Source organism: Azospirillum sp. B510, from assembly GCF_000010725.1.
Taxonomy (GTDB): Bacteria; Pseudomonadota; Alphaproteobacteria; order Azospirillales; family Azospirillaceae; genus Azospirillum; species Azospirillum lipoferum_B.
On sequence record NC_013854.1, the window covers coordinates 1741394 to 1753358 of the forward strand.

At 66.8% G+C, this 11965-nt stretch carries 13 protein-coding genes; 3 read left to right on the forward strand and 10 right to left on the reverse strand.

Annotated elements, in window-relative coordinates; all coding sequences use genetic code 11:
• Positions 1 to 56: 56 nt before the first annotated feature.
• The 4 genes from ntrC to AZL_RS08010 all read right to left on the reverse strand — a co-directional run bounded on the left by ntrC (position 57) and on the right by AZL_RS08010 (position 4712).
• The gene (ntrC, locus tag AZL_RS07995; protein ID WP_012974120.1) at positions 57 to 1502 is read right to left on the reverse strand and encodes a nitrogen regulation protein NR(I); all 1446 of its coding nucleotides are present in this window, start codon (positions 1500 to 1502) and stop codon (positions 57 to 59) included.
• Positions 1502 to 2701, reverse strand: coding sequence for a two-component system sensor histidine kinase NtrB (locus AZL_RS08000; protein WP_042442804.1), 1200 nt, complete (start codon positions 2699 to 2701; stop codon positions 1502 to 1504). Before AZL_RS08000 ends, ntrC begins: the two co-directional genes overlap by 1 nt.
• 14 nt (positions 2702 to 2715) lie before the next feature.
• Positions 2716 to 3702, reverse strand: a complete 987-nt coding sequence (dusB, locus tag AZL_RS08005; RefSeq protein ID WP_042442806.1) for a tRNA dihydrouridine synthase DusB — start codon at positions 3700 to 3702, stop codon at positions 2716 to 2718.
• 179 nt (positions 3703 to 3881) lie between these two features.
• Positions 3882 to 4712, reverse strand: coding sequence for a cytochrome C assembly family protein (locus AZL_RS08010; RefSeq protein WP_012974123.1), 831 nt, complete (start codon positions 4710 to 4712; stop codon positions 3882 to 3884).
• 177 nt (positions 4713 to 4889) lie between these two features.
• Between AZL_RS08010 and AZL_RS08015 the strand changes: the two genes are divergently transcribed.
• From AZL_RS08015 to AZL_RS08025, 3 genes are read left to right on the forward strand one after another with little or no spacing between them, the layout of a single operon-like run.
• The gene (locus AZL_RS08015; RefSeq protein WP_012974124.1) at positions 4890 to 6050 is read left to right on the forward strand and encodes a bifunctional 2-C-methyl-D-erythritol 4-phosphate cytidylyltransferase/2-C-methyl-D-erythritol 2,4-cyclodiphosphate synthase; all 1161 of its coding nucleotides are present in this window, start codon (positions 4890 to 4892) and stop codon (positions 6048 to 6050) included.
• A 36-nt stretch (positions 6051 to 6086) separates the two neighbouring features.
• Positions 6087 to 6590, forward strand: a complete 504-nt coding sequence (locus tag AZL_RS08020; RefSeq protein WP_012974125.1) for a CinA family protein — start codon at positions 6087 to 6089, stop codon at positions 6588 to 6590.
• 41 nt (positions 6591 to 6631) lie between these two features.
• A complete protein-coding gene (locus AZL_RS08025; RefSeq protein WP_012974126.1) occupies positions 6632 to 6820 on the forward strand; it encodes a 4-oxalocrotonate tautomerase in 189 nt (62 codons plus the stop codon).
• A 37-nt stretch (positions 6821 to 6857) separates the two neighbouring features.
• On the opposite strand, the gene AZL_RS08030 is transcribed toward AZL_RS08025, so the two are convergent.
• The 6 genes from AZL_RS08030 to AZL_RS08055 all read right to left on the reverse strand — a co-directional run bounded on the left by AZL_RS08030 (position 6858) and on the right by AZL_RS08055 (position 11964).
• Complete coding sequence (locus AZL_RS08030) at positions 6858 to 7313, reverse strand: type II toxin-antitoxin system RatA family toxin (protein ID WP_012974127.1); 456 nt, start codon at positions 7311 to 7313, stop codon at positions 6858 to 6860.
• A 35-nt stretch (positions 7314 to 7348) separates the two neighbouring features.
• Complete coding sequence (gene lipA / locus AZL_RS08035) at positions 7349 to 8302, reverse strand: lipoyl synthase (RefSeq protein WP_012974128.1); 954 nt, start codon at positions 8300 to 8302, stop codon at positions 7349 to 7351.
• 62 nt (positions 8303 to 8364) lie between these two features.
• Positions 8365 to 8850 (reverse strand): DUF29 domain-containing protein, encoded by a 486-nt coding sequence (locus tag AZL_RS08040; RefSeq protein ID WP_012974129.1) that lies wholly within the window; start codon positions 8848 to 8850, stop codon positions 8365 to 8367.
• 43 nt (positions 8851 to 8893) lie between these two features.
• Positions 8894 to 10291 (reverse strand): dihydrolipoyl dehydrogenase, encoded by a 1398-nt coding sequence (gene lpdA / locus AZL_RS08045; RefSeq protein ID WP_012974130.1) that lies wholly within the window; start codon positions 10289 to 10291, stop codon positions 8894 to 8896.
• Positions 10292 to 10306: 15 nt separating this feature from the next.
• Positions 10307 to 10609 carry a chorismate mutase gene (locus tag AZL_RS08050; protein ID WP_012974131.1) on the reverse strand — a complete coding sequence of 101 codons (303 nt, stop codon included), beginning with the start codon at positions 10607 to 10609 and terminating at the stop codon, positions 10307 to 10309.
• A gap of 20 nt (positions 10610 to 10629) precedes the next feature.
• Entirely contained in the window at positions 10630 to 11964 is a 1335-nt protein-coding gene (locus tag AZL_RS08055) for a pyruvate dehydrogenase complex dihydrolipoamide acetyltransferase (RefSeq protein ID WP_012974132.1), read from the reverse strand.
• Position 11965: the final 1 nt, after the last annotated feature.

Consider the following 11965-nt stretch of genomic DNA (forward strand, 5'->3'; position numbering starts at 1 on the left):
GCACGGAACGGTGGCGGTCATGGCCCCCATCCCCGCCCGTGGCGAGCGGGCGGCGGCTATTTGATGCCGCGCATCACCTGGATGTCGAGGTCGCGGATCTTCTTGCGCAGCGTGTTGCGGTTCAAGCCGAGCAGTTGGGCCGCCTTGATCTGGTTGCCGCGGGTCGCCGACAGGCTCAGCGAGATCAGCGGCCGCTCGATCTCGCGCAGCACCCGGTCATAAAGGCCGTTGGACGGCATGCCGTCCTTATGGGCGGCGAAATAGTCCTTCAAATGGCGTTCGACGGCCGAGGACAGGCCTTCGCTCTGCGGCTCCTCCACCGGCTGGACGGCCGGGGTGGCATCGGCGAGTTCCGCCTCGACCACGTCCAGCCCGATGACCTCCTGCGAATAGAGGGCGGCCAGACGGCGGACCAGATTTTCCAGCTCGCGGACGTTGCCGGGCCAGCGGTAGCGCTTCAGCCGGTCCATCGCCGCCTGATCGATGCTCTTGGCCGGAAGCCCCTGGCTGATGCCGATGTTGAGGAAATGGCGGACCAGCAGCGGGATGTCCTCCGTCCGCTCGCGCAACGGCGGCAGGCGGATCGGCACGACGCACAGCCGGTAGAACAGATCCTCGCGGAACAGGCCCTGGCGGATCAGGGTACGAAGGTCGCGGTGGGTCGCCGCGATGATGCGGACATCGGTCTTGATCGCGGTGCGCCCGCCGACCGTGGTGTATTCGCCCTCCTGCAACACGCGCAGCAGGCGGGTCTGGGCGTCGAGCGGCATGTCGCCGATCTCGTCGAGGAACAGGGTGCCGCCCTGCGCCTGCTCGAACCGGCCGGTCGAGCGGTTGGTGGCGCCGGTGAAGGCGCCCTTCTCATGGCCGAACAGCTCGGACTCGATCAGTTCGCGCGGAATCGCCGCCATGTTGATGGCGACGAAGGCGCCGTTGCGCCGCTTGCCGTAATCATGCAGCGCGCGGGCGACCAGCTCCTTGCCGGTGCCGGATTCGCCGGTGATCATCACCGTCAGGTCGGTGCCCATCAGGCGGGCGAGCACCCGGTAGATTTCCTGCATGGCCGGGGAACGGCCGATCAGCGGCAGCTGTTCCTCGCCCTCGGCATCGCCACCCGGCATGGAGGCCGGCGGGGTGTTGGTGTTCAGCGCGCGTTCGACCACCGACACCAGCTCCTTCAGGTCGAAGGGCTTGGGCAGATATTCGAAGGCGCCGCGCTCCGCCGCCTTGACCGCGGTGATCAGCGTGTTCTGCGCGCTCATCACGATGACGCGCATTTCCGGCCGCAGCTTCTTGATGCGCGGGATCAGGTCCAGGCCGTTCTCATCCGGCATCACCACGTCGGTGATCACCAGATCCCCCTGCCCGTCCGCCACCCAGCGCCACAGCGTCGCGGCGTTGCCGGTGGTACGCACCTCGTGCCCCAGGCGGGCCAGCGCCTGCGTCAGAACGGTGCGGATGGCGCGATCGTCATCCGCGACGAGAATGGTAGCCGCGCTCATCAACGACTCCCCCGGCCGCCCTTGGATTGCAGGCCAGCGTCTGAAATGTTCGACTCACCGGCAAGTTTCGGATCATCGTATTTCGAATCATCGTACATCGGCAGCGACACCTTGAAGACGGTTCGGCGAGGCTGGCTGTCGAACTCGATGGTTCCGCCATGATCGCCTATCAGTTTCGCCACCAATGCAAGACCAAGGCCAGTCCCGTTCACTTTGCTGGTCACAAAGGGGTCGAACAGGTTCGACTGCAAATCTTCCGGAATACCGTCGCCATTATCCTGGACCGTCACCAACAAGGGCAGGTGGCGGCGCACGTCGCCGCCCGGCAGCGCCATGCGGACGCCATGCTGATAGGAGGTGGTCAGCGTGATCTCGCCGCCTGATTCCGGTGCAGCCTCTGCCGCATTTTTCACCAGATTCAGAAAAACCTGCACAAGTTGGTCGCGATTGCCATAAACGGGAGGCAATGACGGGTCGTAGCGCTCGACAAAGCGTATTTTTCGGGCAAACCCGCTCTGCGCGACCTTGCGCACATGTTCAAGCACGGTGTGGATGTTGACGGCGGCGCGCTCCAGCGGCCGCTCGTCGGAAAAGACCTCCATCCGGTTGACCAGGGCGACGATGCGGTCGGCCTCGTCGCAGATCAGGCGGGTCAGCACGCGGTCCTGGTCACTGGCATTCTCCTCCAGCAACTGGGCGGCGCCGCGGATGCCGGACAGCGGGTTCTTCACCTCATGCGCCAGCATCGCCGCCATCGCGGTGACGGAACGCGCGGCGTGGCGATGGGTCAGCGAATGGTCGATCTTGCGGGCGAGCGAACGCTCGTGGATGGTCAGCACCACATGGTCGGACGGATCGCCCATGGTCGCCACCTGCACCGTGACATGGTGCGGGCCGATGCGCGGGGTGTCGATGACGACGCCATCCTGCGACACCCGGCGGCTGCCGCGCCGCACCTGCTGGATCAGCCCCATCACCGGGCTGTCCGGCGGCAGCAGATCGGGCAGCGGCATGCCTTCCATGGCGTTGGCGGACAGGTCGAAGAACTCCTGCCCCTCCAGATTGACGAAGCGGATGTCGCCGTTGCCGTCGACCACCAGCACCGGATCGGGCAGGCTGTTCAGCACCACCAGGGACTCCAGCCGGGGCGACCGCGCGGCACCCGGGCGGTTGCGGCCACGGGTACCGGAACTGGTCATGGATACTGGCTCCATCAGGCGGCCATCCTTTCGATTGCCGGTTCGTAGAAGGCGCGGATGCGGTCGCGCACGGCGGCGGGATCGCCCAGCCGGTTGATCTCCTGGCGGAACTCGTTGGAGCCGCGCAGGCCGGTCGAGTACCAGGAGACATGCTTGCGGGCGACCTTGATGCCGCCGTCGCTGCCGTAATGGCTCAGCATGCTGTCGAAATGCTCCAGCAGAATGTCCATCTGCTCGTGCAGCGGCGGGTCGGGCAACCGCTCGCCGGTGCGCAGATACCGCATGACCTGCGACGGAAACCAGGGGCGGCCATAACTGCCACGGCCGATCATCACGCCGTCGGCCCCGGATTCGGAAAGCGCGCGGTCCACCGCATCGAAGCTGGTGACGTCGCCATTGACCACGACCGGGATCGACACCGCCTCCTTCACCGCGCGGACGGCGGTCCAGTCGGCGGTACCGGTGTAGAACTGCATGCGGGTGCGGCCATGGACCGTCACCATCCTGATGCCACACTGCTCGGCGATGCGGGCGAGCGAGGGCGCGTTCAGCCTGGTCCCGTCCCAGCCGAGCCGCATCTTCAGCGTCACCGGGATGCTGACCGCCTTGACCACCGCCTCCAGGATACGGCCGGCGAGCGCCTCGTCCCGCATCAGGGAGGAGCCGGCATGGCCGTTGACCACCTTCTTGACCGGGCAGCCGAAATTGATGTCGACCACGGCGGCGCCGCGGTCCTGGTTCAGTTTCGCCGCCTCGGCCATCACCTCGGGCTCGCAGCCGGCGAGTTGGACCGCCATCGGAAACTCCTCCGGCTCGGTCTCCACCATGCGCAGGGTCTGGCGGTTCTCGCGGATCATCGCCTGGCTGGCGATCATCTCCGAAACGACGAGGCCGCAGCCCGACCGTTTCACCAGACGGCGGAACGGCAGGTCGGAGACACCCGACATGGGCGCCAGGATCACCGGTCCGGCGAGCGTGATGGGTCCGATTTGTATGGTCATTCTCACCTGCCCGATTGATGGGCAAATCAACAACATGCCACCATTTTGGGCAAGTTATCACGCTGTTACAGTCGTGTGCAAGCGCGAAGCCCGACGGCGACGCCCAGGCCCGGGGCGGAACCTCCCGGCGACAGGCTTGATCCCGCTCCGGCTTATGGCGACTTGCGGTGGGCGGACGCTCACCCCCAGGTCCATTGCCCGATCAGCACGTTGGACACGAACTTGACGCCCGGATAGGCAAGGGTTGCCAGCAGATAGACGATCAGCATGGTCCGCGCCGCCGTCCGCCCACGCACGCCGGTCCGATATTCGGCCAGCAGCAGAATCCCGATCACGATGAAGGTCGCCAGCGACAACAGGCTCTTGTGATCGGTGCGGAACAGCAGCCCCTGCTCGAAATAGAGCACCGCCATCCCGGTGGCAAGGCCGGCGCCCAGCACCAGCTCCGACGCGATCAGCAGGCGCAGTTGCAGCCGCTCGCTCTCCGCCACCGGCGGCAGGAAGCGGCTGAGCGGGGTGGGCCGCTTGGACTTCAGCGCCCGGGTCTGGATCACCGCGGCGGAGGAGGATACGGCGCTGAGCGTCAGCAGGGCATAGGTGAAGACCGACACCGCGATATGTACGTCGATCCACACGCCCGGCGCATTGCCGCGCAGGATCGGGGCCGGCGCATCCTCCGTCAGCGTCGCCAGCAGGCAAACCACCAGCAGATAGGGCAGCAGCAGCGGCGCCAGCCTCCAGGCCATGTCATGGAACAGGCTGAGCCCGACGAACAGCGCCATGCAGGCGGCGGCCGTCACCCACAGCGCGGTGGAAAAGCCGGTCTGCCACTGTCCGGCCACCTGGAGGATCGCCCACATGCCGGGTCCGGCGGCCGCAAGCAGCAGGGCGCCCCAGAAGGACCAGCTGCGCCCCTCCACCCCCTGCCCGGCGATCCGGCGATAGGGGTAGAAGGCGGCCGGCAACAGGGCCACCAGCGCCGTCAGGCTCAAAAGGATGTTCTGCGACATGGACCCGAATGCACTCCCGTCTTTCCGCCACCCCGATGCCGCGCCCCCGATCCGGCCCGGCGCCGGACGAGGTCCGGACAGCGGGGCGGCAGGGCTCGGCACTTGGCGGAACCACGGCGACAGGCTAGGCTCCGCGACGTTTCCGTCAAGTGGCTATCATATCCTACGGTCTGCCTCATGCCCACCTGCATCGCTCTGATTGTCGCCGGCGGATCCGGCCAGCGGTTCGGAGCCGAACGGCCCAAGCAATATCTCGACCTCGCCGGCAAGCCGGTGCTGCGCCGGACGGTGGAGGCCTTCCTGAGCCATCCCCAGGTCGGCGGCGTGCGCGTGGTCATCGACCCGGCTTGGCGCGAGGGCTATGACGCCGCCGTCGCCGGGCTCGGCCTGCCCGATCCGGTGGCGGGCGGCGCCAGCCGTCAGGACTCGGTCCGCAACGGGCTGGAGGCGCTCGCCGCCGACGACGCGCCGGACCTCGTGCTGATCCATGATGCCGCCCGCCCGCTGATCGACGCGCCCACCATCGGCGCGGTGATCGCGGCGCTGGGCCAAAACCCCGGCGCCATCGCGGCGGTGCGGGTCGCCGATACCCTCAAGCGCGGCGACGGCGACGGCGCGATCACCGGCACGGTCGACCGCGACGGGCTGTGGCGGGCGCAGACCCCGCAGGGTTTTCGGTTTACCGCCATTCTTGAGGCGCACCGCGCCGCCGCCGGCCTGTCATTGACCGACGATGCCGCGGTGGCCGAACGCGCCGGGCTGACGGTCGCCCTGGTGCCGTCCAAGGAGGATAATTTCAAGGTGACCACCCCCGACGACCTGACCCGCGCCACCCGCGCGGTCATGAGCAGCCTGTGGGATGTGCGGACCGGCAGCGGCTTCGACGTCCATCGCTTCACCGAGGGCGATTTCGTGACGCTCTGCGGCCTGCGCGTGCCGCACAACCATGGGCTGGAGGGACATTCCGATGCCGATGTCGGCCTGCATGCCCTGACCGACGCCATCCTGGGCGCATTGGCCGCCGGCGACATCGGCAGCCACTTCCCGCCGACCGATCCGCGCTGGCGCGGGGCGGACAGCGCCAAATTCCTGCGCCATGCCGCCGATCTGGTGACGGAGCGCGGCGGCGTCATCGCCCATGCCGACGTGACCATCATCTGCGAACGGCCGAAGGTCGGTCCGCACCGCGCGGCGATGGCGGAGCGCATTGCCCAAATCCTAGGCATCGAGGTCGGCCGCGTCAGCGTCAAGGCGACCACCACCGAACAGCTGGGCTTCACCGGCCGCGGCGAGGGCATCGCCGCGCAAGCGGTGGCGACCATCCGCCTTCCGGGCTAACATCCGATCCGACACCACGAAGCGGGAGAGGCCGTCATGTTTCCCGAGATCATCCGCGACCTCGCCGCCCAGACCCTGGCCGAATATGGCCTCGCCGGTTACATGATCGCGACGGCCGAATCCTGCACCGGCGGACTGATCGCCGGGGCGCTGACCGACATCGCCGGCTCGTCCAAGGTGGTGGACCGCGGCTTCGTCACCTACACCAACATCGCCAAGACCGAACTGCTGGGCGTTCCGGCCAGCCTGCTGCATGCCCATGGCGCGGTCAGCCCGGAGGTGGCGGTCGCCATGGCGGTGGGGGCGCTGGCGAAATCACGGGCCGACGTGACGGTCGCGGTCACCGGTATCGCCGGCCCCGGCGGCGGCACGGAAACCAAGCCGGTCGGCCGGGTCTATGTCGCCACCGCCGTGCGCGGCGGCTCGGCCAAGGCCAAGGAATACACCTTCCCCGGCGACCGCGACGCCGTGCGGACGGCGACGGTCCAGGCGGCGCTGGAGCGGCTTCGGCTGGCCCGGCCGACCGGAAGCCTGCGCTGAGGGAATTCAAACGAACAATTCACAGAGAAGGGTGACTTCCGATGCCAACCATCAACATCCAGCTGTTCGAAGGCCGCACCGTCGAGCAGAAGCGCGACTACGCCAAGGCGCTGACCGAGGCGACCGTCAAGGTGCTCGGCTGCCCGCCTTCGGCGGTGGACATCATCTTCCAGGACGTGAAGAAAAGCGACTGGGCCAGCGGTGGGGAGCTGTGGTCGGACAAGAGCTGAGCCCCCCGCCCCGCTCCCGCGACCATGCAGCCGGCCGTCAGGCCGGCTGCGTCGCCCGGCCCGGCCCGTAGAGCTGGGCGGCCCGCGTCTCGAACGCCTGCACCATCCGGCGCACCGCCTCGTTGAACAGAAGCCCCATGATCTTCTGGAGCATCTTCGAGCGGAACTCGAAATCGACGAAGAAGTCGACACAGCAGCCATCGCCATGCTCGGCGAAGATCCAATGATTGTTGAGATATTGGAACGGCCCGTCGGTGTATTGCACGTCGATCCGGCAGGCCGGGTGATTCAGCTCCACCCGTGAGGTGAAGCGTTCGCGGACCATCTTGAAACCGATGATCAGGTCCGCGAACATGACGACACCTTCGCGCTTGCGGATGCGGGCCGCCAGGCACCAGGGCAGGAACTCCGGATACTTCTCCACATCGGCGACCAAGTCGTACATCTGCTGGGGCGTGTAGGGAAGAACCTTCTTTTCCGCGTGCGTCGGCATGCCCTTACCCGTGTCCTTCTATTGAACCGCCTGGATCAGGCGGCAGCCGCGCCCAGCTTGCGCAGCCGGGCTTCCCGCAGCTTCTCGAAATCCGCACCCGCATGGTAGGACGAGCGCGTCAGCGGCGACGAGGCCACCAGCAGGAAGCCCTTGCCGCGGCCAACGGTGGAATAACCATCGAACTCCTCGGGAGTCACGAAGCGATCCACCGCCGCATGCTTGGGCGTCGGCTGGAGATACTGCCCAATCGTCAGAAAGTCCACATCGGCGGAGCGCAAATCGTCCATCACCTGGCCGATCTCCTCCTTCGTCTCTCCAAGGCCGACCATCAGGCCGGACTTGGTGAAGATGGTGGGATCCAGCTCCTTCACCCGCGCCAGCAGTTGCAGCGAGGCGAAATAGCGCGCACCCGGACGGATGGTCGGATAGAGGCGCGGCACCGTTTCCAGATTGTGGTTGAAGACATCCGGCTTGGCCGCCACCACCACCTCGACCGCGCCCTTCTTCTTCTGGAAGTCAGGGGTCAGGATTTCGATGGTCGTCGTCGGCGAGGCGGCGCGGACGGCGCGGATGGTGCGGGCGAAATGCTCGGCGCCGCCATCCTCGAGATCGTCGCGATCGACCGAGGTGATGACGACATGGCTGAGCTTCAGCTTGCCGACGGCTTCCGCCACATTCTCGGGTTCATGCGGGTCGAGCAGGTCCGGACGCCCGGTCTCCACATTGCAGAAGGCGCAACCGCGCGTGCAGATGGAGCCCAGGATCATGAAGGTGGCGTGCTTGTGCTTCCAGCACTCCCCGATGTTCGGGCAGGCCGCCTCTTCGCACACCGTGTTCAGCTTCAGCCCGCGCATCAGTTGGCGGGTCTCGTTGTATTCCTGGCTCATCGGCGCCTTGACCCGGATCCAGGCCGGTTTGCGCTGGATCGGATTGTCGGGCTTGTGGGCCTTCTCGGGGTGGCGCAGCTTCTCGGTCTCGACGAGGGTCATGGTCTAAAGCTCCCGACGGCCGACGCGATGCCCCGGCCCCGACAATTGGTGCGATGAGGGTTTCAAACCCGCCATTCCGGCGGAAACAACTCGGCCGGATAAGCCGGATCGAGCGCCTGGTCAAGCGTGAATGGCGGCTCGACCGGGAAATGACCGTCGGGAACATCCGCCTCGACGGCGGCCCGCAGGCGGGCATCCAAGTAATCTTCGGTAAAGATTTCAACGATGTAAGGCCGAAGGCTAGGGCTGTCCTTGATCTCGCGGATCAGCCTCTTGCGCTGCTCCCTGATGGTCAAGCGCCATCCGCGTTCGCAGCGTTCCCGCAGGTCCGGGCAATATAGCCATTTCAGCAAATGAACGAACAGCACGGTCAGCCGGCTGTCGATCTCGGACTTCTGGCCTCGGCCCATACTCTCGATCTCCTCGGCGACGTTCTCCCAGTCGACCGGGGCGTTGTTCCGCTCGGCGCCGGCACGGCGAAGCTCCCGCGCCTGGGCTTGGGTCCAGGCGTAGAAATCCTCGTCATAGGCGGCGCTGCTGCGGTCCATGGCTCCGTCCAAAGGGGAAAAACGTCACCTCGGAAAATCCTAGTTAAAAGTGGATCGCCCGGCCATAGGCATCAAGGACCGACTCATGCATCATTTCCGACAGGGTCGGGTGCGGGAACACCGTATGCATCAGCTCGGCCTCGGTCAGCTCCGACGACTTGGCGATGCCGTAGCCCTGGATCAGCTCGGTCACTTCCGCGCCGATCATGTGGGCGCCCAGCATCTCGCCGGTCTTGGCGTCGAAGATGGTCTTGATCAGGCCTTCCGGCTCGCCGAGCGCGATGGCCTTGCCGTTGCCGACGAAGGGGAAGCGGCCGACCTTGATCTCGTAGCCGGCTTCCTTGGCCTTCTTCTCCGTCAGGCCGACCGACGCGATCTGGGGGTGCGAATAGGTGCAGCCCGGGATGTTGCGGACGTTCAGCGCATGCGGATGCTTGCCGGCGATGTGCTCGGCGACGATCACGCCCTCATGGCTGGCCTTGTGGGCGAGCCAGGGGGCGCCGGTCACGTCGCCGATGGCATAGACGCCCGGCTCGTCGGTCTCGCACATGGCGTTGGTCTGGATGTGGCCGCGGTCGGTCTTGACCTTGGTGTTCTCCAGGCCGAGGCCCTCGGTGTTCGGGCTGATGCCGACGGCGACGATGACGCGGTCGACCGTGATGTCCTCGGTCTTGCCGCCGGCCTCGACGGCCACGGTCACGCTGTCGGCGGCCTTGCGCAGGTTGCCGGCCTTGCCGCCGGTGATGATGCGCATGCCCTGCTTTTCAAAGGCTTTCCGGGCCATTGCGGAGATTTCCTCATCCTCCACCGGAAGGATGCGGTCCATCACCTCGACCACGGTGACCTTGGCGCCCAGGGCATTGTAGAAGCTGGCGAACTCGATGCCGATGGCGCCGGAGCCGATGACCAGCAGCGACTTCGGCATGGCATCCGGGGTCATCGCCTTGCGGTAGGTCCAGACCAGCTTGCCGTCATCCTCCAGGCCCGGCAGCGTGCGGGCACGCGCGCCGGTGGCGATGATGATGTGCTTGGCGCCGAAGGTGCCGACCGGTGCGTCGCCCTTGCTGACCGCCACCTGACCCTTGCCGATCAGCTTGGCGGAGCCTTCGATCACCGCGACCTTGTTCTTCTTCAGCAGATGCTTGACGCCGCCGTTCAACTGGCCCGCGACCTTGCGCGAGCGGGCGACGACCTTATCGAGGTCGAAGGACGGATTCTGGATGACCAGGCCATAGTCGGCGGCATGCTTGGCGAGGTGCAGAACCTCGGCCGAGCGCAGCAGCGCCTTGGTCGGAATGCAGCCCCAGTTCAGGCAGATGCCGCCCAGATTCTCGCGCTCGATGACCGCGGTGTGCAGGCCCAGCTGCGCGGCGCGGATCGCCGCCACGTAACCGCCCGGTCCGCCGCCGATGACGATGACGTCGTAATTCATGTCGGCCAAGGGTGTTCTCCCCATTCAGGAGCGAGGCGCATCCTCGCGGCCGGCGGCAAAGATGCCTTCCTCGACCCGGCACGCCTCGTCGATGATCGTCTGGTACAGGGTGGCCATGAAGTCCGGATCCAGGCCATAAGCCTTGCCTGCCTCGGCCGCCCGCCGTTTGACCGCTTCGACACGATCGGGCAGCACGGCCGGCAGGTTCTCCGCCATCTTCACCGCTGCGACACGGTGGACGACGGACAGGCGCTTGCCCAGCAAGGCGACGATCTCGTCGTCGATGGCGTCGATCTCGGCGCGGAGCGGGGCAAGGCTTTTCGACATGGATCAGGTCCTTCAAACCGTCAGAGCAGCATCGAGAGCGGATCCTCGAGCAGCTTCTTCACCGCCGCAAGGAATTCCGCACCGACGGCGCCATCGGCGACCCGGTGATCGAAGGTGCCGGTCAGGCTCATCACCGTGGCGATGGCCAGAGCGCCGTCCTTGACGACCGGGCGCTGCTCGCTGGCGCCGACCGCCAGGATGCAGGCCTGCGGCGGGTTGATGATCGCCGCGAACTGCTTGATCCCCATCATGCCCAGGTTGGAGATGGAGATCGTGCCGCCCTGATATTCTTCCGGCTTCAGCGCGTTGTCGCGCGCCTTCTTGGCCAGCACCTTCATCTCGTTGGAGATGTCGGCCAGACCCTTGGTCTCCGCCTTCTTGACGATCGGGGTGATCAGCCCGGTCGGAGTCGCCACCGCGACCGACACGTCGGCATGCTGGAACTGCAGCATCGCCTCGTCGGTCCAGGCGGCGTTCAGCGCCGGAACCTTCTTCAGCGCCAGCGCCACGGCGCGGATGATGAAGTCGTTCACCGACAGCTTGTAGGCGTCGGACCGGCCGTTCAGCTCGGCGCGGACCTTCATCAACGCGTCGATCTCGACATCCACCGTCAGGTAATAGTCGGGAACGGTGCGCTTCACCTCGCCGAGACGCTTGGCGATGGTCTTGCGCATGCCGCTGTTCGGCACGGCGGTGTAGGCCATGCCCAGCTTGTCGGCGAGCGCCTTGGCATCCACGCCCTCGGCCTTCGGAGCGGGGGCCGGGGCGGCAACCGGAGCCGGGGCGGCGGCGGGAGCGGCCGCGGCCGGGGTGTCGGCGACCTTGGCCGGGCCGGCGGCCTTGGCGGCCTCGACGTCGGCCTTGACGATGCGGCCGTGCGGGCCGGTGCCCTTGACCGTCTTCAGGTCGACGCCGGCCTGTTCGGCGATGCGGCGGGCCAGCGGGCTGGCGAACACGCGGGCGCCACCTGCCGCCGGAGCGGCGGCCGGAGCGGCCGGAGCGGGAGCCGGAACCGGAGCGGCGGCGGGAGCCGCCGTCTGCGCCGGGGCCGGGGCGGCGGCGGGAACCGGGGCGGGAGCGGAGCCGGCGGAGGCCAAAGCACTCTCGTCCTCGCCCTCTTCCAGCAGGATGGCGATGGGGGTGTTCACCGCCACGCCCTGGCTGCCGGCCGGGATCAGGATCTTGCCGATGCGGCCTTCATCGACCGCCTCGACTTCCATGGTGGCCTTGTCGGTCTCGATCTCGGCGAGCACGTCGCCGGACTTCACCGTGTCGCCTTCCTTCTTCAGCCACTTGGCGAGGTTGCCCTCGGTCATCGTGGGCGAGAGGGCGGGCATCAGAATCTGAACGGTCATC

Bases quoted from the DNA above. Each gene is read 5' to 3' on its own strand.
- AZL_RS08000 (WP_042442804.1), bottom strand. From the start codon at position 2,701: ATGACCAGTTCCGGTACCCGTGGCCGCAACCGCCCGGGTGCCGCGCGG.
- AZL_RS08010 (WP_012974123.1), bottom strand. From the start codon at position 4,712: ATGTCGCAGAACATCCTTTTGAGCCTGACGGCGCTGGTGGCCCTGTTG.
- AZL_RS08025 (WP_012974126.1), top strand. From the start codon at position 6,632: ATGCCAACCATCAACATCCAGCTGTTCGAAGGCCGCACCGTCGAGCAG.
- AZL_RS08015 (WP_012974124.1), top strand. From the start codon at position 4,890: ATGCCCACCTGCATCGCTCTGATTGTCGCCGGCGGATCCGGCCAGCGG.
- ntrC (WP_012974120.1), bottom strand. From the start codon at position 1,502: ATGAGCGCGGCTACCATTCTCGTCGCGGATGACGATCGCGCCATCCGC.
- dusB (WP_042442806.1), bottom strand. From the start codon at position 3,702: ATGACCATACAAATCGGACCCATCACGCTCGCCGGACCGGTGATCCTG.
- AZL_RS08040 (WP_012974129.1), bottom strand. From the start codon at position 8,850: ATGGACCGCAGCAGCGCCGCCTATGACGAGGATTTCTACGCCTGGACC.
- lipA (WP_012974128.1), bottom strand. From the start codon at position 8,302: ATGACCCTCGTCGAGACCGAGAAGCTGCGCCACCCCGAGAAGGCCCAC.
- AZL_RS08030 (WP_012974127.1), bottom strand. From the start codon at position 7,313: ATGCCGACGCACGCGGAAAAGAAGGTTCTTCCCTACACGCCCCAGCAG.
- AZL_RS08050 (WP_012974131.1), bottom strand. From the start codon at position 10,609: ATGTCGAAAAGCCTTGCCCCGCTCCGCGCCGAGATCGACGCCATCGAC.
- AZL_RS08020 (WP_012974125.1), top strand. From the start codon at position 6,087: ATGTTTCCCGAGATCATCCGCGACCTCGCCGCCCAGACCCTGGCCGAA.
- AZL_RS08055 (WP_012974132.1), bottom strand. From the start codon at position 11,964: ATGACCGTTCAGATTCTGATGCCCGCCCTCTCGCCCACGATGACCGAG.